The sequence below is a fragment of the Desulfosoma profundi genome (assembly GCF_055387865.1).
Genome location: NZ_AP042420.1, coordinates 1339618 through 1359345, shown reverse-complemented (window position 1 = coordinate 1359345; position 19728 = coordinate 1339618). Strand labels below are relative to the sequence as shown.

15 protein-coding genes are annotated in these 19728 nt (G+C 56.4%); 12 read left to right on the top strand and 3 right to left on the bottom strand.

Annotated features, from left to right (window positions below; translation table 11 throughout):
- Positions 1-455 precede the first annotated feature (455 nt).
- Both ACZ5K9_RS05880 and ACZ5K9_RS05875 read right to left on the bottom strand, forming a co-directional pair.
- Complete coding sequence (locus tag ACZ5K9_RS05880; protein ID WP_464273495.1) at positions 456-1289, bottom strand: nitroreductase family protein; 834 nt, start codon at positions 1287-1289, stop codon at positions 456-458.
- A 387-nt stretch (positions 1290-1676) separates the two neighbouring features.
- Positions 1677-2021 carry a CGGC domain-containing protein gene (locus tag ACZ5K9_RS05875; protein ID WP_464273494.1) on the bottom strand — a complete coding sequence of 115 codons (345 nt, stop codon included), beginning with the start codon at positions 2019-2021 and terminating at the stop codon, positions 1677-1679.
- Positions 2022-2787: 766 nt separating this feature from the next.
- Here ACZ5K9_RS05875 and ACZ5K9_RS05870 point away from each other — a divergent pair.
- The 7 genes from ACZ5K9_RS05870 (at position 2788) to ACZ5K9_RS05840 (ending at position 11502) form a co-directional block, all read left to right on the top strand.
- Positions 2788-4047, top strand: coding sequence for a NupC/NupG family nucleoside CNT transporter (locus ACZ5K9_RS05870; protein WP_464273493.1), 1260 nt, complete (start codon positions 2788-2790; stop codon positions 4045-4047).
- Positions 4048-4068: 21 nt separating this feature from the next.
- The gene (gene lepA, locus ACZ5K9_RS05865; RefSeq protein WP_464273492.1) at positions 4069-5865 is read left to right on the top strand and encodes a translation elongation factor 4; all 1797 of its coding nucleotides are present in this window, start codon (positions 4069-4071) and stop codon (positions 5863-5865) included.
- 17 nt (positions 5866-5882) lie between these two features.
- The gene (gene hemW / locus ACZ5K9_RS05860; RefSeq protein ID WP_464273491.1) at positions 5883-6995 is read left to right on the top strand and encodes a radical SAM family heme chaperone HemW; all 1113 of its coding nucleotides are present in this window, start codon (positions 5883-5885) and stop codon (positions 6993-6995) included.
- 45 nt (positions 6996-7040) lie between these two features.
- On the top strand, positions 7041-7874 hold the full coding sequence (locus tag ACZ5K9_RS05855) for a HAMP domain-containing protein (protein ID WP_464273490.1): 834 nt from the start codon (positions 7041-7043) through the stop codon (positions 7872-7874).
- 106 nt (positions 7875-7980) lie between these two features.
- Positions 7981-9306 (top strand): IS1380 family transposase, encoded by a 1326-nt coding sequence (locus ACZ5K9_RS05850; RefSeq protein ID WP_464273489.1) that lies wholly within the window; start codon positions 7981-7983, stop codon positions 9304-9306.
- 259 nt (positions 9307-9565) lie between these two features.
- Positions 9566-10150: a sensor histidine kinase gene (locus ACZ5K9_RS05845; protein WP_464273488.1), complete on the top strand. Its 585-nt coding sequence runs from the start codon at positions 9566-9568 to the stop codon at positions 10148-10150.
- Positions 10147-11502, top strand: coding sequence for a sigma-54-dependent transcriptional regulator (locus ACZ5K9_RS05840; RefSeq protein WP_464273487.1), 1356 nt, complete (start codon positions 10147-10149; stop codon positions 11500-11502). The genes ACZ5K9_RS05845 and ACZ5K9_RS05840 overlap by 4 nt, the downstream gene beginning before the upstream one ends.
- A 39-nt stretch (positions 11503-11541) precedes the next feature.
- On the opposite strand, the gene ACZ5K9_RS05835 is transcribed toward ACZ5K9_RS05840, so the two are convergent.
- Positions 11542-13581 carry a S16 family serine protease gene (locus ACZ5K9_RS05835; RefSeq protein ID WP_464273486.1) on the bottom strand — a complete coding sequence of 680 codons (2040 nt, stop codon included), beginning with the start codon at positions 13579-13581 and terminating at the stop codon, positions 11542-11544.
- Between the two features lie 344 nt (positions 13582-13925).
- Between ACZ5K9_RS05835 and ACZ5K9_RS05830 the strand changes: the two genes are divergently transcribed.
- The 5 genes from ACZ5K9_RS05830 (at position 13926) to ACZ5K9_RS05810 (ending at position 19728) form a co-directional block, all read left to right on the top strand.
- Positions 13926-14105: a hypothetical protein gene (locus tag ACZ5K9_RS05830; RefSeq protein ID WP_464273485.1), complete on the top strand. Its 180-nt coding sequence runs from the start codon at positions 13926-13928 to the stop codon at positions 14103-14105.
- A 50-nt stretch (positions 14106-14155) separates the two neighbouring features.
- A complete protein-coding gene (locus ACZ5K9_RS05825; protein WP_464273484.1) occupies positions 14156-14731 on the top strand; it encodes a hypothetical protein in 576 nt (191 codons plus the stop codon).
- A 297-nt stretch (positions 14732-15028) separates the two neighbouring features.
- The gene (locus ACZ5K9_RS05820; RefSeq protein ID WP_464273483.1) at positions 15029-16837 is read left to right on the top strand and encodes an SLC13 family permease; all 1809 of its coding nucleotides are present in this window, start codon (positions 15029-15031) and stop codon (positions 16835-16837) included.
- Positions 16838-17226: 389 nt separating this feature from the next.
- The gene (locus ACZ5K9_RS05815) at positions 17227-17631 is read left to right on the top strand and encodes a response regulator (protein ID WP_464273482.1); all 405 of its coding nucleotides are present in this window, start codon (positions 17227-17229) and stop codon (positions 17629-17631) included.
- 165 nt (positions 17632-17796) lie between these two features.
- Positions 17797-19728, top strand: a complete 1932-nt coding sequence (locus tag ACZ5K9_RS05810; RefSeq protein ID WP_464273481.1) for an ATP-binding protein — start codon at positions 17797-17799, stop codon at positions 19726-19728.

Sequence of the window (19728 nt, the reverse complement as noted above, 5' to 3'; positions counted from 1 at the left end):
CGCTGAATTTGGCCCGTGCTCCGCCGCTCGGACCACGCGCGCGCCCCCAGGGTTGACGGCCGACGCCGTACTCACAGAAGTGGACCTCGACACCCCACAAAGGTGGCCACGTCCTGTTTTCGGTCGTGTGCCCGAAAGCTTTTCGGGGACCGTCTTTAAAGGGGGTCGGATGAACGCGGGCTGAGGCTTCGCAACGGCCCGTTGGGACGCGTCCACGGCGACCAGCGGAGGAGCGGTTTTACTGCCCGTTGCCCGCGATCTTTCGAACCCCAAAAACCCCGCTTCGACGGTCCCGAGGGGGGAAGGCATCGCCCACGGCGGTCATCCTTGGGAGCGGGTGCATACCGGCAAAGGGGGGCATCGCGAAGGCGACCGGGGCTCCGCTGGACCCTGCGGGGTGCACCTTAGATCGCCCGGAATCATTGTGCAAGTCTTTTTTGCACAAAATGCACAAATCATGAAACGCTCCCCCGCCAACGCACGTCCAAAGCGTTGCGCTCCGGCAACCGACAATAGGTGACCTCGGGATACCCCGCCATCAGGCATCCCAAGATCCTGTGATCCTCAGGAAGCCCCAAAAACTGCGCGAGCTCCGGGCCTTCCGCGGCAAAGACGTTGACGTATCCCGCCCAACAGGTCCCCAGGCCCAAGGCGGTGGCGTAGAGTTCCACGTATTCCAAAGCAAGAATGGAGGTCACACGGGCCGCCCGGTGGCTGTGAGGTGCCGAGGCGGCAATTAAATGAGGCGCATTCCTCAGAATGGGATCGCCGCCTCTTTCGGCAGTGCGAAGGATCCCCGCCATGTGCCATTCCTTGGCCAGGGTCGAACCGCCTTCCACAAGACGGCGCATCCACTGGACCACCATGGCCCGCACGGCGGCCATGGCTTCCGCAGATGTGACCACCGTAAAGGTCAGTCCTTGGGAATTATGCCCCGATGGCGCGTAGCGAGCCGCTTGAAGAAGCTTTTCCAAGAGATCTTGAGAAACGGTTTCGGATCGGTAGCAGCGGATAGATCGCCGCGAGCGAAGAAAAAGGAGCGCCGTATCGGGGTCGAGGACGGGAAAGCGGGGGAGCGGACTTTGGGCCGCCCGAGGTGCCCTCACATGGTCCAAGGCCCCATTGGGGCACACGGCCACACAGTGGCCACATGCAATGCACAACGGGGCCATACCCCGTCGCACTTTGGGTCCCGATTCCGGATCCACCGCAAGGATCCCCACGGGGCACACCCGCGCACACGTTCCGTCCCGATCACACCTGTGGAGATCCACCTGAATCATGGCCATGATCGCCTCCTTTCCAAGATTGGTCCCATTGAGTTGCCTTGGTCTCCGGTAAAGATGTTGAGAAAACATAACATGGAAGAAGAAAAAACTACCGGTGGGATGACCGCCCTGAGCCGCATGCGGGAGGGGGAGGGGAGCGGGGAGCGTCTTCCGGGGTGGAGGAAAAGTTGCCGGCGGGCCAGCACGTCATGGGCGGTCGGGTTCGTCGTGGAAATGGAGGCGAGGACGGGACGTGGGCGCAATCTTTTTCCAAGGTCGCCGGAACCGATTTCCGCCGGTGTCTATGTGGGGATGGAGCCTGAGTTGATCGACGGCGGAACGACTGATCCTCTGAAGGGAGGGAAGTCCCGGGGCGACGCCCCGGGACGCATCAGGCGGGGTGAAATGTCAGTGATAGTCATGGGTGCCGAGAATGACCGGTACGCCGAATTTGCTCTGGAGCATTTCGGCCATCTGCTCCGGCGTGGCATAGGGGCAACCGGGTTTGGCATTGGCCAGGCACGAACTGAGATAAATGACGTCCGGTTGAATGTTTGACATCTTTATGGCCACCCCGACATTAGGAACTGTCGATCGACCGGGGCATTCGCAACGAACGAACGACGTCACATGGACCGGTTCGTCAAACTTTCCTTCACCCAAGGCCGCTGCCTTGAGACATCGCCACTCCCCCGAGCAGCCGTAACCGCTGTCCATATAGGCGCCGCATCCCACAATGGTCACTTTTTTCATCGTCTACCCTCCGTCGTATACGGAACTCCACCCAATGGCCGACGTCCTGCCGCGGTCTTTGAAGAGGCCGGCCGGATCGCCTGCAGATTTTTCCACATCGACGAACATGAATCAATGATTTTCATGAAATCGGATAAAGAGTGAGTCTAGTGACAGGTGTCCCTTCGAGAAAGTTCAATATGGAGGCTCGGCCTGCCGGAGTGCCGATCCGTGGGCTCGAGCCCTGGGACCCGGAGCCCGGATGACCTCTGCGGAAATCTTGTGGTCAGCGCGAAAGACCTCTTCCCGTAGGATCTTGTGCAGGAATGCATATCCCCCCGGGGCATCCCCTTGGATCCTCTGAAGCCGATTTGTGAGATCACACGGATTGCGGCGTGCGCCCATGCGGAGCGACCGAAGGGCCCCTGAGCGGGATCGTCGTGAGTTTTATGGAATCTCTTCTTTTGTGAGAGGCTTTTTTTCATCCCCTCTGATCTTGAAATCACCCAATGTGTTGACTTGTGTTTTCACCGAACGTCGCCCCCGTGGGATGCGTTGACCGGGGACGAGCGCCCTTGGTAATGTCCGGGGCACACGATTCGAGCCGTTCGGGAATCTCGCACCTGGGTTGTGGACTCAGCGACCGGGCGAAACTCCAATGGAGAGAGCTCCAGCTCATCGCGCGCATCGGGATTTCCCCCGGAAGGCTCGGGAGCGGCGGATTGCTCCCACGGCTTTTGTGCCAATAGCATGGCGTCATCGGATGAAGACTCATGAGGGGGGTGGCATGCTTCGCATCCAAAGCGCCGTCGGTCTCGGGGTTTTGATGCTGATAGCCTGGAGTTTTTCGGAAAATAGGCGCCGAGTTGCCTGGCGGGCCGTTTTGGGAGGTCTTCTCCTGCAGCTGGCCGTCGCATGGGTGATGATCCACCTGCCGGCGGTTCAAAAGCTGTTTTTCATTCTACACCGTGCGGTGGACGTTCTTTCCCGGGCGACAGAAGCCGGAACGACCCTCGTGTTCGGGTATCTCGGAGGCGGGCCCCTTCCCTTTGAAACCGCGTCGCCGGAGACTGCCTACATTTTGGCCTTTCGCGGCTTGCCGTTGGTGATTGTGATGAGTGCCTTGTCGACCTTGTTTTTCCACTGGGGGGTAATTCCGGCGGTGGTCAAAGGTCTGGCGTGGTGCCTGCAAAGGACCACGGGACTCGGTGGAGCGGAAGCCTTGGGCACCTGTGCGAACATCTTTGTGGGCATGGTGGAGGCGCCCGTCCTTGTCCGGCCCTACATGGAAGGAATGTCCCGCAGTGGTCTTTTCACGTTGATGACCGCGGGCATGGCCACCATCGCCGGGACGGTGATGGTCTTGTATGCCAGCCTTCTGGAGCGGGCGATTCCCGGCGTCATGGGCCATCTGCTTGTCGCTTCCATCATGAGCGCCCCTGCGGCGGTGGTGGTGAGCAAACTCATGGTGCCGCCAAGCGGTGTGGCGGCGGACACCGCGGGAGAAGCGGTAAAGATGCGCTCTGAAGCCCGCGGCGCCATGGATGCGATCGCTCAAGGCACCATGGCGGGCTTGTCCCTTTTCCTCAACATTCTGGCCATGCTGATTGTTTTCGTGGCTTTGGTGCACGTGGTCAACGCCGTTTTGGGCCTTCTCCCGTCGTGGGGCGAAACCCCTTGGACGCTCCAGCGCCTGCTGGGGATCGTCATGGCGCCGTTGACGTGGTTGATGGGGCTGTCGTGGGATGAAGCCCTCGTAGCCGGACGTCTTATGGGAGTGAAAACGATTCTGAACGAGTTTCTCGCCTACCTGGATTTGGCCCACGTTCCGGCCCAGACATTGACCTTGCGAGCTCGACTCATCATCACTTACGCCTTGTGTGGTTTTGCGAACATGGGTTCTCTTGGAATCATGATCGGCGGGCTCGGGGCCATGGTCCCGTCGAGACGTTCCGAAATTGTGCAACTTGGAATGCGATCCATTGTCGCAGGCACCTTGGCGACCTGCATGACCGGAGCCGTGATCGGCCTCTTCTATGGACCTTAAAAGGCAAGGAAAGATCAGTTCATGAAGCATATCAGAAATTTCAGCATCATCGCCCACATTGACCATGGCAAGTCCACGCTGGCCGATCGGCTCATCCAAGCGGCAGGCCTTGTGGAGGAGCGGGAATTTCGGGATCAGATCCTGGATACCCTCGACTTGGAAAGAGAGCGTGGGATCACCATCAAGAGCAACACGGTGACCCTTCCTTTCACGGGAGCCGACGGCGAGACGTATCAGTTGAACCTGATTGATACTCCCGGCCACGTGGATTTTTCCTACGAGGTCTCGAGGGCTCTGGCGTCCTGTGAGGGGGTTCTTCTTGTGGTGGATGCTTCTCAAGGCGTGGAGGCCCAGACCTTGGCCAACCTCTATGCGGCGATGGAACATGATTTGACCATTGTGCCCGTCATCAACAAGATCGACCTGCCTTCGGCCGATGTGGACCGGGTGAAGGAAGAAATTGAGAACGAACTGGGTCTGGATGCGGACAAGGCCGTGCTCTGTTCAGCCAAGGAGGGGCTCGGGATCCATGAGGTGTTTCAGGCCATTGTGGAGCGCATCCCGGCGCCTCAGGGCGATGCCTCGAATCCTTTGGCTGCCTTGGTTTTTGATGCCCAGTACGATCCCTTTCGGGGGGCTGTGGTGGCCTGCCGAATTTTCAACGGCTGCGTCCGGACGGGGGATCGTATCCGATTTCTTTCCAACGGCGCCGTGTACAAAGTGGAAGAGGTCGGCTTTTTCCGGCTGAAGCGGGAACCCCGTCGGATTCTAGAAGCTGGGGAAGTGGGCTACATCATTGCCGGCATCAAGACGGTGAGCGATGTGCGCATTGGGGACACGATCACGTCGGATGACCATCCCGTGTCGGAACCTTTGCCGGGATTTCGGGAAGTTAAACCCGTGGTTTTTTCCTCTATCTATCCCGTGTCCTCGGACGATTATGCGTCCCTTCAGGATGCCTTGGAAAAATACAAACTGAACGATGCGGCGCTGGTTTACCAAAAGGATTCATCGGCCGCGCTGGGACAAGGTTTTCGCTGCGGTTTCCTGGGATTGCTCCACTTGGAAATCGTTCAGGAACGGTTGGAGCGCGAGTACGACCAATCCATAATCATGACCATTCCCAGCGTTCAGTACCGATTCACACTGGACACGGGAGAGACGGTCACGGTGGAGAACCCGCAGTACTACCCCGATCCTGTGCACATCAAGGCTACGGAAGAACCGTTTATTCGAGCAAGCGTGCTGTGCCCGGATCGATACATGGGGGCGGTGATGAAGTTGTGCACGGAAAAGCGAGGCGAAAATCCGCGGTTCAGTGTTCCCAGTCCCGGCCGGGTGGAAATCGTCTTTGACATGCCTTTGGCGGAAGTCATCTACGATTTTTATGATCGGCTCAAGACGGTCACCCAGGGGTATGGATCCTTCGATTACGAATGGATTGGCTACCGATCCAGCGACCTCGTGAAGCTGGACATTTTGGTCAACGGCGAAAAGGTGGACGCCTTGTCCCTCATCGTCCATCGGGACCGGGCCAGGCCATGGGCCGTGCAGGTGTGCGATCGGCTCAAGGAAGAAATCCCCAGACATCAATTTAAGATCGCCATTCAAGGGGCTGTGGGCGGAAAGATCATCGCCCGCTCGACCATTTCTCCCTTCCGCAAGGATGTCACCGCCAAATGCTACGGCGGGGATATTACGCGAAAGCGCAAGCTCTTGGAGAAGCAGAAAAAGGGGAAAAAACGCATGAAAATGGTGGGCTCGGTGTCCATTCCCCAGAGCGCTTTTGTGGCCGTGTTGAAAACGGACAAAGAGTGAGGGGGAGGTCGACGTCCGTGAAAGACTGCGCGGGGCTTTATGTCCATGTGCCTTTTTGCCGAGGCAAATGCGCTTACTGTGGCTTTTATTCCACGGTGCAGGAGAGCTGGATTCCGGCTTACGTCGAAGCGATGTTGCGGGAAGCGGATCGATTCCGAGACCGTTTCGGTCCCTTTGATACCCTTCATTTGGGCGGTGGGACGCCCAGCCTGCTTTCCCCGAACGTCCTCCAGCGGCTTGTCCGAGGGTTGCATGAGCGGTTTTCCTTTGCTGTGGATATCGAACTCACGCTGGAGGTCAATCCGGAGGACGTAAGTCGGGAATCGGTATCTGTGTGGTTGGACGAGCACATCAATCGGGTAAGTGTGGGGGTGCAATGCCTGGACGATCCTTTGTTGGAGATCCTGGGGAGGCGACATACGGCCGGCCGAGCCCTGGCGGCCCTCGAGACCCTTCGTCGAGGGGGCTGCCATAACCTCACAGTGGATCTTATGTGGGGCCTGCCGGGCCAGGACCTCTCCCGGTGGTGGAAGACGCTCGAAGAGGTTCTTGCTTTCCGCCCGGAACACATTTCGTGTTACGAGCTGACTCTGGAGCCGGGAACCCGGCTCGCCGGTCTTGTCCGTACCGGCCGAGTGCAGCTTCTGGATGAGGAAGCGGCACGCGAATGGTTTGAAAAGACTTCCGATTTCCTGCAGGAAAAAGGCTACCTCCACTATGAAATCTCCAATTACGCCCGGTCGGAGACCTGGGTGTCTCGACATAACACCAAATATTGGAGACATGTGCCCTATCTCGGATTGGGTCCCGGTGCCCATTCGTTTGACGGGAGGAGACGTTGGGCGAACGTGAGATCCGTTTCCCGCTACGTGACGAGCCTTCGGGACGGGACGCCGTGCGTTGAATTCATTGAGGAACTCTCCCCTGAACAGAAGCGTTTGGAACAACTGCTCCTTGGTTTTCGAACCCGAGAGGGGGTTCCCTTGGACGTGGCGGTTTGCGGTGAAGCGACCGCCCGCGTCGTCCACACCATGGAGGCAGAAGGTCTGGTGCGAAGGCACAACGGTTTCTTAACCCCGACGCGCCACGGATGGCTTGTTGCGGATCACCTGCCGTTCCTCTTTTCCTGAGACTTTGCTATAAAGGGCCAAAAACCGATACAAAGGGGGGCACTCGTGGACCTGCCTTTCAAGCGTAAATTGAACATACGGCAAAAAATCGCTTACGGCCTCGTAGCCCTCACCGTATGTGTTGTGGTGCTCGGAGGTCTATCATACAAGTATCTCCTTGATATCGAAAAAAAGATCCATTTTGTCGAATTTGCTGATGACCTCAGCAATGCTATTCTAGAAATGCGCCGTTATGAGAAAAACTTTTTCCTGTACCAACTCGAAGACGCCTTGCAGGAGAATGAAGATTACCTGAACAAAGCCCTGACGATGATTCACACGTCGTCCCCGGAGGTTCCCAGACTGCACGGGGCGGTGCACGTGGAGGCCATCCATCGGGAACTCATGACCTATCAGACTTTAATGAAACAGCTTCGAGAAAACGGCTCGCAGAGCGATCTGGAAGCTCTGGAGAACGGCATCCGAGACAGCGGTAAGAAACTCGTAGACCTTGCCAATGAATTAGTGGCTTACGAGAGGCAGCGGATTTTGGCCATTATCCGTTCCTTGAAAACCCAACTGGTGCTTTCTCTGACCGTCTTAATCGTTTTCAGCCTATTTCTGATGCCTTTGGTCAGTCGAAAGATTATCAAGCCGTTGCGCGTTATCGAACAAAGCACGATGAAAATTGCCCATGGAGACTTCCGGCCTGTGGAGGTGCCTCAGACCCATGATGAGACCCAGCAGGTTCTAGAGGCTTTCAACCGAATGATCAGTGAGCTCGAGCGTAGACAAGACCAACTGGTGCAGACAAAGAAGCTTGCCTCCCTGGGGATTTTGACGTCCGGGATTGCTCATCAGTTGAACAATCCGCTCAATAACATCTCCCTTAATCCGTGAAATTGCGCCTATACATAAAACTATTTTACTTTAGGTATCTCATTGGATTTACATCTCATTTATGCTATAGTGCCTCCTGTCACATTTTCACCCGGCAGGTGCACTCATGAAGAAAATTGAGATCGAACAATCTTCGAAGGCTTTCTACAGCGGGCAGGCAGGCTTGGCCCTTGTGGGGAATCTGATCAACGGCTACACGAGCCTGTGCGAGCAGTTGGAAAAGCAAGTGCCAGGGCGACCGATGATCTCGCACGCGGATGTGGTCAAGACCTACTTGGGGCTTCTGTGTCTGGGCAAGAGTGACTTTGAAGCGGCTGCGGGCGTTTCCGGAGATGACTGGTTCAAGGAGGCTCTGGACATTCAGAAGGTCCCTTCGCAAGAAACTTTGCGGCAACGTTTGGACAAGCACGCGATAGTTTTCGAACGTGTTGCCGGCGCAAGTAGCGTAGAACTGCTTGAGAGGACCCAAGTTCCCGTGACGGCGCTTTCCACGGGGCACGTGCCTTTGGACCTGGATGTTTTCTGCCTGGACAATTCCGACACAAAGAAAGAAGGGGTTTCGCGGACGTACCAGGACTATGACGGATATGCGCCGATCGGGGCTTACCTTGGCCAGGAGGGATGGTGTGTGGGCCTGGAGCTTCGCCCGGGGTCTCAGCATTCTCAGAGCGGATTTGTTGACTTTTTGCGTAAGGTGTTGGTGCATGCGCGCAAGGTGACCTGCAAGCCCCTTTTGGTGCGAACGGACGCGGCTCATGATGCCCTGGAAACGCTTGTGGAGCTTCGCCGACACCCCAAGCTGAGCTTTATCATCCAATGGAATCCGCGCAGGGCCGACGTCCTTTCCTGGCGTGATCGGGCCTTCAGGGAAGGCCGTGTGAGTGAGCCCCGGCCCGGCAAGAAAGTGGCGGTCTTCAGCACGTGGGTGACGCGACACCATGAAAAGAGAACCTATCGGTTTCGGCTGGTGATCCGGGTCACCGAGAGGATATCGGATAGCAAGGGACAAATCTTGATCCGGCCTGATATCAAACTGGAGGGCTGGTGGACGTCGCTTTGCGTCCCTGAAGATGAAGTCATCGGGTTGTACGAGAATCGGGGTCTGAGCGAGCAGTTTCACAGTGAGATCAAGTCCGACCTGGACTTGGAACGATTGCCGTCTGGAAAATTTGCCACCAATGCGCTGGTGTTGACCTTGGGCGGACTGGCTTACAACATTTTGCGCATCCTGGGGCAAAACGGGCTCCTGGACCATTTTTCGCCCGTACGGCATCGGGCCAAGCGACGTCGTATAAAGACCGTGATCCAGGAGCTGATCTATATGGCAGCGCGCGTGATCCGAAGCGCTCGTCGGCTCAAGCTCCAGTTTGGTCGGCATTGTCCCGCTTTTCACGCTTTTCGGAGTGTTTATCTCAAATTTTGCCCGGCGTAGGGATCGCCGCCGCAAAAGCCTGAAAGCTCCTTTGGCCATAAGGGGGTGAAGTGTGTCCGAAAATGTCTGAGATGGCATCGTCATGAGGGCTTTTCAGGCCTTGAAAAGGCGATGAGCCGAAAAAGTGGCTGAATCAGGGCATCGGTGCCCTCCAAAATGGGTTCCGAATCCATGCTCGTCAGTCCACCCAATCACACTTCACTGATTCAGGATCTCCACATCGTGCCAGATCGCTCTCGAAGAATTGTCCTCCGGGGATATGGATTTTCTGCGTCGGCTTTTGGTCAACGTGGAACAAGAGGTGGGTCGAGCCCGCGATATCGTCCGAGGGCTGTTGGAATTCGCCCGTGTCAAGGAATTCACCATCATTCCGACGGCGCTCAAGGAATTGGTGGAGCGCACGAGGAAACTCTTGTCCAGCCAGGTGCCGGCCGGGATTTCCATGGAAATGGATATTCCCGAAGACTTGATCGTGCCTTTGGATCCCCAGCGGATGCAGCAGGTTTTGTTGAACCTTTACATGAACGCGATTCAGGCCATGAAAGAGGCCACGGGTAAGATCACCACCCGGGCATGGACGGATCCGGAAAGGGAAAAGGTCTACATCAGCGTCGAGGATACGGGCTGCGGGATTCCGCCGGAAAATCTCAGCAAGATCTTCGATCCCTTCTTCACCACCAAAGAAGTCGGTTCGGGAACCGGCTTGGGTCTTTCCATCTGTTACGGCATTGTGGCGCAGCATCATGGATTCATCACGGTGGTGAGCCACGTAGGCGAGGGCACTCGGTTCACTATGACCTTGCCTTTGAAGGCTCCTGCCGGGCGTGAGGGTGACAACGCATGACGCCGGCGAACATCCTTGTCGTGGATGATGAACGCATCGCCCGAGAAAACCTGGCCCATGTGCTTTCGAAGGAAGGCTATCGTGTGGTGTTGGCCGAAAGCGGAGATAAGGCCTTCCGTGAATTGGAAAAACAGACGTTCGATTTGGTCTTGACGGATCTTCGCATGGAGAACCTCGGGGGCATGGCGGTGCTCGAGCGCTGTAAGGAATTGAGCCCGACGACGGAAGTGATCATTGTCACGGGCTTTGCCAGCGTGTCTTCGGCGGTGGAGGCCATGCATAAAGGAGCCTATTACTACCTGCCCAAGCCGTTCAAATTGGACGAAGTCCGCCACTTGGTCCGTAACGCCTTGGAGCGGCGACGGCTCCACCAAGAAGTCCAGGAGCTGCGGCGACAGGTCGCCGAAGGGGCGACCAAGGTGGCTTTGGTGGGCAGGAGCTCGAAGATTCAAGCGTTGCAGCGGATGATCGAGCAGATTGCCCCCACGGACTGCAACGTCCTGATCCTCGGGGAGACGGGCACAGGCAAAGAGCTGGTGGCGCGCGCCATCCATAACTTGAGCCAGAGGGCGGGAAAACGATTCATGGCCGTCAACTGTGCCGCATTTTCTGAAGAACTCCTTGCCAATGAGCTGTTCGGCCATGAAAAGGAGGCGTTTACCGGGGCCCGCAGTGCCAAGCCGGGGCTGCTCGAGGCCGCTTCGGGCGGGACGATTTTCTTGGACGAGGTGGGCGATATGCCCTTATCCATGCAAGTGAAGCTCCTTCGGGTCCTCCAAGACAAGCGGCTATTGCGTGTTGGTGGTACGGAAGAGATTCCTGTGGATATTCGGGTTGTGGCCGCGACCAACAAGGATTTGTCCAAAGAGATGGCAGCCAAGAGGTTCCGCCAGGATCTTTACTATCGTTTGAATGTGGTCACCCTCTATGTGCCGACGCTTGCCGAACGCAGAGATGACCTCCCTCTGCTCTGTCGACATTTCTTGAAAAAAGCCGCCACGGCCCAAGGTAAAGAGGTTCACGATATTTCCCCGGAAGTGATGAATATCTTGTGGCGCTACGAGTTTCCAGGGAACGTCCGAGAGTTGGAAAATATCATCGAAAGGGCGGTAGCCTTGGCTCAAGGCTCCACGATTCTCCCGGAACACCTCCCCCCTGATCTCCAGCAAATCACCCTCAGGGTGAGCCGACCTCCCTTCCGCGAATTCCTCACCCTGGAAGAAGCAGAGAAGGAATACATCCTGTGGGTATTGAAAAAGGTTCGAGGCAACCGCACACGCGCCGCCGAGATCTTGGGCATCAACCGTGCCTCGCTCTGGCGCAAGCTCAAGACGTATAATATGAGGGAATAGGCACCCCGACGTTTCGACTCAAAATCCCACGTGAGACGATCATCTTCCCCGGGGTTGTCCCGGGACCGATTCCATCACAAGGACATGGGGAATGGCCTCCAGGATTTCTCCCAGTGTGATGATTTCCAGCCCTTCCAGAACATCTTTGGGCAAGGTGTGAACTTCGGGGAGGTTCCCCTCCGGCAAAATCACGACGCGCAGACCCGCCCGCTGGGCAGCCAAGAGCTTTTCTCGAATGCCGCTCACGGGAAGCAGGCGACCGCTCAAAGTCATCTCCCCGCTGATGGCCACATCGTTACGTGCCGGCTGTTGGGTCAGTAAGGAAACCAACGCCAAACAGATGGTCGCGCCTGCCGAGGGGCCGTCTTTGGGGATGGCCCCTGCGGGGATGTGGATGTGGATGTCCGTCTCTTTGAAAAAGTCCGGATCGACACCCAAGTCTCTCGCGGAGCTTCGGACAAAGCTCAGAGCGGTTTGCGCAGATTCCTTTAAAATGCTTCCCAAAGACCCGGTGAGGATCAGTTGGCGGGATCCCTGCATCCGTGTCGCTTCCACAAAAATGATTTCTCCGCCGGTTTCGCTCCACACCAATCCCGTGGTCACGCCGAGCCGCGGCTTGGCCGCGGCGACCAGAGGCTGGTAACGGGGTGATCCCAACAGTTCGCGGACGGCGCTCTCGTCGATCACTCCCGGTTCTCCGAGGATCCTGACTTCCTGAACATAGGCGCGGGCAAGCTTGCGGCAGATGGCCGCGATTTCCCTTTCCAGCTGCCGGAGCCCCGGTTCCCTCGTATAATCTCGAATGATGGCGCGCACGGCGCTTTCGGTGAAATGCACATTGCACCCCCACAAGGCGTTTTCCCGAAGCTGTTTGGGAATCAAATGATGCTGGGCGATTTGAAGCTTTTCTCTTTCTGTATATCCTGAGAAATCAATCACTTCCATTCGGTCTCGGAGCGGCCCCGGGAGTCTTTCCACCACGTTGGCCGTGGCGATGAACATCGTTGCCGAAAGGTCAAAGGGAACGTCAAGGTAGTGGTCCATAAAGAGGGTGTTCTGTTCGGGATCGAGGATTTCAAGAAGCACGGAGGCTGGGTCCCCCCGAAAATCCTGCCCGATTTTGTCGATCTCGTCGAGCATGAGGACAAAGTTTCTCACACCCAGCCGTCGGATTTCCTGAATGATCCGCCCCGGCATCGCTCCCACATATGTGCGCCGGTGCCCTCGAAGTTCCGCCTCGTCCCGCAGGCCGGCAAGAGACATGTGGGCGAAGCGCCGTCCGAGGGCCCTGGCGATGGAGCGTCCAATAGAGGTTTTCCCCGTTCCGGGCGGTCCTGAGAAGCACAGAACCGGACCCCGGGCCATTTGCATATGGCGCTTCTTTTCCTTGATGGATCGCACCAAAGTGCGCAGTTCGTCCAGATTGACGGGTTTGGAAAGATAGTGCACGGCGCCCTTTTTCAACGATGCAACGGCGGAGTGCACCGTGGCGTAGCCGGTGATGACGATGGTTTCCGTCAGTGGGGCTTCCCTGCGGGCGTGCTCGAGAAGCTGCAGTCCATCCATTTTTTCCATCTTGAGGTCTGTCAAGATGAGGTCGTAGCCGCGGCTTTTAATCTTTTGGAGGGCTTCTTCACCGTTGGCCGCCGTATCGACTCCGTAGCCCTCTTTGCGCAGGATGTACTCCAGGTTTGTTCGCGCAATCTGTTCGTCATCGACAACGAGGACACGAAACTGCTGGATGGAACACAGCGTCCGAACCGCCAAGTACTCTAGGATACGCTCCTTGACGTGCTCAAGGCCGTAGTGGTCGGCCGTCAGGACGTCCTGCACATGGTCCAGCCGCAAATCATCTTCCGTGAATTGGGACCACGGTAAGGAGATCAAGTAGTCGAGGTAAGTCACCCCGATGCCGTATTCCGCTGTGGAAGGGTCCAAGTTTTCCAAGAGGTCCAGCTCTCTGAGCACGACACGCTCCACGTGCTCCGGAAGATTCACCTTTTCTAAGGCGGCGCGGAGCGTCTCGAGCTTTGTCGTTTGCCCCTGTGAATCGTCCTTTGTCTTGCGAAAAAAAACCATGACGACGTCCTCTCCTTTGCGTCGAACCCGAGCCGATGCTGCCTGACCTCCGCGTTGAACGTTCTCGGGAAGGCAGTCCGATGCAATATGCAACAAACCATTCCCCTGACGCAACATCCTATAAGATACCGTTTCCACTGACTTTTATTGGGGTTCCATAAAAAGAGTTGCATCATGCAACGCTTTGGCTCCATGAGCACTTGGTCGAACCATATCCAATAAGGCGAATAAAAACAAACTGTTAAAGTCAATACCCCCCTTCCGGCACAGTCCTTGAGTAGGCATCAAGACAACGGAAGCTTTTACGGACCAGGGCGATGGACCCTCGAGGAGAGGAGGCGGTCATGAAAGGGTGGAAAAAAAAGTTGGAAGCCATGGCGGCGGCGGTGTCCTTTGCCGAAGCCGGCGATTGGAAGACCGCAGAGGAATTGATGCAGGAGGCGGTCGACAAGAGGCTGCATGATCAGCCGAAGAAACGGTCTCGCACGACGGACCGCCCGCGAGCTCGAGTGTATCGAACCTAGGCGTAATCTGCAAGGTCCTTATGGATCAGGAAGCTAAAGGGAGGATGAAGATGTTCAAGAAGATCAAAAAATTTGTGGGTGGAAGCGTTTCCAAAAAGGGAAAACCTGCCGTGGAACAGAGGGATCTGATTCGGGAGAAGGTCGAGGAACAAATGGTGGCGGTGACGTTTGCCGAGGCAGGTCTGCCCCATGAGGCTCAGGCACTCCTCCGCGAGGCCCAGTTGGCACGGCGCAAAGTGTTGCTTGTCGCCCGAGAAGACAAGATTTCGGACCCCGTGATGCACTACGCGGTGGGATTCGCGGAGCGCATGGGCTATGACCTCGTCGCCTTGAGCGTGATCCCTCTGCCTCGACACGCTTCGGGCAACCCGGCAGGGCTGGAAGAGATTGTCCAGGAATACGCGAAATCTTGTGCCGCTGCCGTTAAGAAACTGGAAGAGATGTGCAAGGCTCGTGGTGTTTCTTGTATGCACGTTTTCAAGACAGGTTCGGTGGAAGACTGCGTGTGGGAAGTCCATGACGAGGTCAAGCGGATCGAATTTGTCATCAGTGAACCGGATATCCCGCAGGAAGCCGTGTCTCGTGGAGAACCTTGGGTGATCCCAGTGTATTCCTTGGCCCACTAAAGTATCCACCATCTTTGCCTCCACGGAAGCTTCTCCTGGAAGGCGGGCTCTTTTTCCACAGCACGAGAGAAAGAAACCGAACTTCCAGGAAGCCGTACCTCCCGATGCTCGGAGGGAGGCCGGATGGATATGACGTGTTCAGTTGGATGAGGGAAGAAGGGGGACACAATGGACGGCCACTTTCTACTTTCTGTGTGTCTGGTGGCTACTGTTTTGATTGGTTGTTTTGTTTTCCGTAAAGAAAATCGAAAGGGGTGAACGGGGGAGCTCATCGGTCGGGCAGCCTAAGGAGGGTCTATGACGCAGGATATGATTCTGACATTGCTGGTGCTCTTTTTGGCGGTGTTTCTTTTTGTCTCGGAATGGGTTCGGGTGGATGTAGTGAGCATCATCATGATGGTCATTCTGCCCCTCATGGGTCTTATCAGCCCCAAACAGGCCTTCGAAGGTTTAAGCAGCAACGCTGTCGTGTCCATTATTGCCGTGATTATCATCGGTGCCGGTTTAGATAAGACAGGCGTGATGAACAAAGTGGCCTCTCCCATCATTAAGTTCGGAGGGCGCAGTGAGACGCGGATCATGTGCCTTGTGGCCGGCATGGTCGGTCTCATTTCCAGTATGATGCAAAATATCGGGGCGGCGGCGCTCTTTATGCCGGCGACTCAGAGAGTTTCCAAACGATTGAGCATTCCCATCTCGCGATTGCTGATGCCCATGGGTTTTTGCGCCATCATCGGGGGAACCCTGACCTTGGTGGGCGCCAGCCCGACGATTCTTTTGAACGATCTCCTTGTCCTCAAAGGTCAGAAACTGGAACCCTTTGGGCTTTTCACACAGACGCCCATCGGAATATGTCTCATGACCAGCGCGTTGGCATACTTTGCGCTTTTGGGCCGAAGGATTCTTCCCGCCGGTCAAGGCGAGGATGACGTGGACATTACGGCCCGGTTGATTCGGGCGTACAATGCCTTGGATGTGCCTTACGAAGTGGAGGTGCCGGAGACTTTCTCTGGACCGCAGAGCCTTGCCACCCTACGCGTTCGGCAGGATTTTCTTGTTTCGGTGGTTGCCATCGGAAATCCGCGCACAGGCGCCCGACGCATGGCTGTTCGTGGCCGGGACGCCGTGGGCCCGGGGGATGTCCTTGCGGTTTTGGGCGAAAAAGACCGAGTGCTCAAAATGGCCGCCTACTATGGGTGGAAAGTGAAGCCGGCTTTGGAGTTCTTTGCGGACGATCTGGCCCGAACCAACGCAGGTTTGGCGGAAACCATCGTCTCCCCCAGATCCGAACTTGTCGGCAAGACCTTAAGCGAGGTGGACTTTACGGAGCGGTATCGGCTCAATCCCGTGGCGGTGCAGACCAAGGACCGTATCTACTATTCCGGGATCAACCATGTGCGTCTCAAGGCAGGGGATATCATTCTGTTGCAGGGCGCGTGGTCGCGTTTCCATGTGCTTCGCAACATGCCGCAACCTCGGGCACTGACCTTCGCCACGCCGCTGGAAGGTGAAATCCTCCGACCGGAAAAGGCCAAGTGGGCCGTCTTGTGGCTGGCCGTCGCTTTGGGCCTGACTGTCTTTTTTGACGTCCGCCTTTCGGTGGCGCTCATGTCCGGCGCTCTTGGCATGATTCTGACCGGTGTATTGAGCATCGATGAGGCGTATCAATCTGTGGACTGGATGACAGTCTTTCTCCTCGGTGGACTCATTCCCCTGGGTGTTGCTTTTGAGCAAACGGGGACGGCGGCTTATATTGCCAACAAAATCTTGCAGGCGGTCGGCCATGTCCCTCCCATTGGGTTAATGACCTTAGTGGCGCTCTTGACCACGTTTTTCACGCTGGTGATTTCCAATGTGGGTGCCACGGTGTTGTTGGTGCCGCTGTGCATGAACATGGCTCTCATCTCGGGTGCTGATCCTAGGATGACGGCCATGGTCGTGGCCCTATCGGCATCGAATAGTTTCATCTTGCCGACCCATCAGGTGAACGCTTTGGTCATGCGACCCGGAGGCTACCGCACCGCGGATTATTTAAAAGCCGGCTCCGGCATGACAATCCTTTACATCGCGGTGATGTTAGTCATCATCAAGATCTTGTACATTTAGCGTCCTCTGCAGCCGACAAGACCTCATCTCAACGGCGTCGAGACAAGCGTCTTGACGCCGTTTTTTCAGGCCTTTTGCAACCTGTTTGCCAGCGAGCCGAAATGTCCCTGCAACACCTCCCCCGGGCTCTCTTTTTCTGCGATCATAAAAACCATGCACCATGGAAGACGCAGATAAAACGAAACCCTGGCGAGTGGGCAAGGATCGCCTGGGACATTGCCCATCGGGGTGATATCCATGTGAAGGATGAGCCTCTCGCGTCAATGGGGTATCGGCCTTTTGGCTGGTCTTGCCGTGCAGAGATCGCTATGATTTAAATGTTACAGGTGAGCTCCAGGAAAGAGGGCGGAAAACCGGCGTATTGGGACTCAGGACGTAAGGAGGGCGGCATGGGCAGGGCGAAAACAATCCTGGTCATCGACGATGATCCCGAAATTTGCCAGGCTATGGAGAGCATTCTTTCGGACAACGGTTATGAGGTCATGACGGCCACGGACACGGTTCGCGGGGAGGCCCTCTTGCAGCAAAGGAAGCCGGATCTGCTCATTCTGGACATCATGATGGCCACCATGCAGGAAGGCCTGGATTTTGCCGCGAAAATTAAGAAGAAAGAGGGCCCTTACGGCCTCCCGATTCTCATCGTTTCGGGGAGACCGGCTTCGGAAAAGGGATATCAGCGTTCTGTGGACGAAGATCTGGATTGGATCGCAGCGGATATCTTTATGGAAAAACCTGTAGATCCCGAGGATCTGTTGCGGAACGTGGAAAGTCTTCTGTCGCGGCCGAAATCTTAAGAACGCACCCAACGCCTGTGGCTCGTGAGGTGGCTCATGTCGCTGCGGCTGTTCGTGGAAACCTCCACCTGCTCCTGAAAATCCTCTCTTTTTTCAATTTGTCGGCTTGTGGCTTCACCCATTCCCTTATACCACCGCGACTCTTGGCCCGTGAGGTGGGGACCCATGTGGTACCGATCCCTCGGCTTTAAACTGATTTTTGTCGTCGGGGCTGTCACGGCTTTGGTGTTCGCCGTGTTCTTCTACGGGACACTGCGGACGCAAAGCATGGAAACACTTGACGAAATGGTGCGCAGCGTCCATCTGGCGAGCGAAATCGTGCGACGTTCCCTGCGTTACGACATGTTGGAGTACCAGCCGGAGCGTCTGCATCGCGCCATCGATACCATTGGAGGGCATGAGCGGATTGAAAAAGTACGCATCTTCAATGCCATGGGCCAAATAATCTACTCCTCGGACAAAGCCGAAATGGGTACCTACTTGGACAAGTCGGCGGAGCAATGCTACGCGTGCCATACACGGGAAGAACCTTTTGAACGGCTGGACACTTCGGAGAGAACGCGCATTTTTCGATCCGAAGCCGGCTATCGTGTGCTGGGCATGATCAATCCCATCTATAATGAACCCGACTGTTTCAACGCATCCTGCCATGTGCATCCGCCGGACCAAAAAGTGCTCGGGGTTTTGGACATCGATGTGAGCCTGGAAGGCATGGACCGGGCTTTGGAGCGCATGCGCACCCACATGCTTGTTCTGGCGGGCAGCGCCGTGGTGGCCGTTGCCGTGGTCATTGTCTTTCTCATTCACCGGTTTCTCAACCGACCTCTGCATCACCTCCTGCAGGGGATTGAACGGGTGGGGTCTGGAAACCTCACCACGCCCATCGTGGTCCATTCCAGCGACGAGATCGGTGTCTTGGCCAAGGCTTTTAATGTGATGACGGAACGGCTGCGGGCTTCGGAAAGGGAGCTGCGGGAATCCGAGGCCAAGTACCGCTCTCTGTTTGAAAACGATCCCAATCCCATCTTTGTGCTGGACCTTGAGACCTTTCAGATCTTGGATGTGAACATTCGAGCCGTGGAAACCTACGGCTACAGCCGGGAAGAATTCCTGAGCATGTCCTTTTTGGATTTGGCGGAAGAAAGGGAGGCGCGAAAGATTCAGGAATTGGCGACCCAAGCGTGCATTTTCCTTCCGCGGGTGCGGCATCGACGCAAGAGTGGTGATTACCTTTACGTGAACATTCATTCCTGCCCACGGCTGCATCTCGGCCGGGATGTCATCATTGCCAATATCGCCGACATCACCGATCGCGTCCAGACCGAAGCCCAGCTCATTCAGGCGGCCAAGATGGCCACTTTGGGTGAGATGTCCGCGGGAGTGGCCCATGAACTGAACCAGCCCTTGAACGCCATTCGCATCGGGTGTGAGTTTCTGCTTAAGAAGGTGCGTCGGGCCGAATCCATAGATCCCGAAACCATGACCAAAGTGGCGACCCAGATGGTGGAGCAGGTGGAGCGTGCCTCCGGCATCATCAATCATCTGAGAGAATTCGGCCGAAAATCCGATGCCTTTGAAATGGAACCTGTGGACATCAATCGTCCCATTCAGGACGTGTTCACAGTGCTCGGGCAGCAGCTTCGATTACGGCAGATCCGCGTGGAGTTGGATCTCGCGGAGGGACTGCCCCCTGTTCTGGCTGTGGCCAACCGTCTGGAACAGGTGTTTTTGAACCTGGTGATGAACGCCCGAGATGCCATAGAGGAAAAACGCCAACGAGGCGAGGAAAAAGCCGGGGATATGGTCCTGTACATTCGAACCTTTCGGGAAGGGGATAAGATTGTGGCGATCGTCCGGGACACGGGCACAGGAATTCCCGAGGGGGTACGGGAGCGCATCTTCGAGCCTTTCTTTACCACCAAGGAGGTCGGCCGGGGGACGGGCCTCGGGCTTTCCATCAGTTACGGCATCGTCAAGGAATGCGGCGGAAGCATCGAAGTGGAAAGCGAAGAAGGGCGAGGCACAAGCTTTCGTCTCGTGTTTCCCGCATGCCAAGAACCGGAATCTTGGATGGGGTGGCGGGCCGTGTCTCGTTGA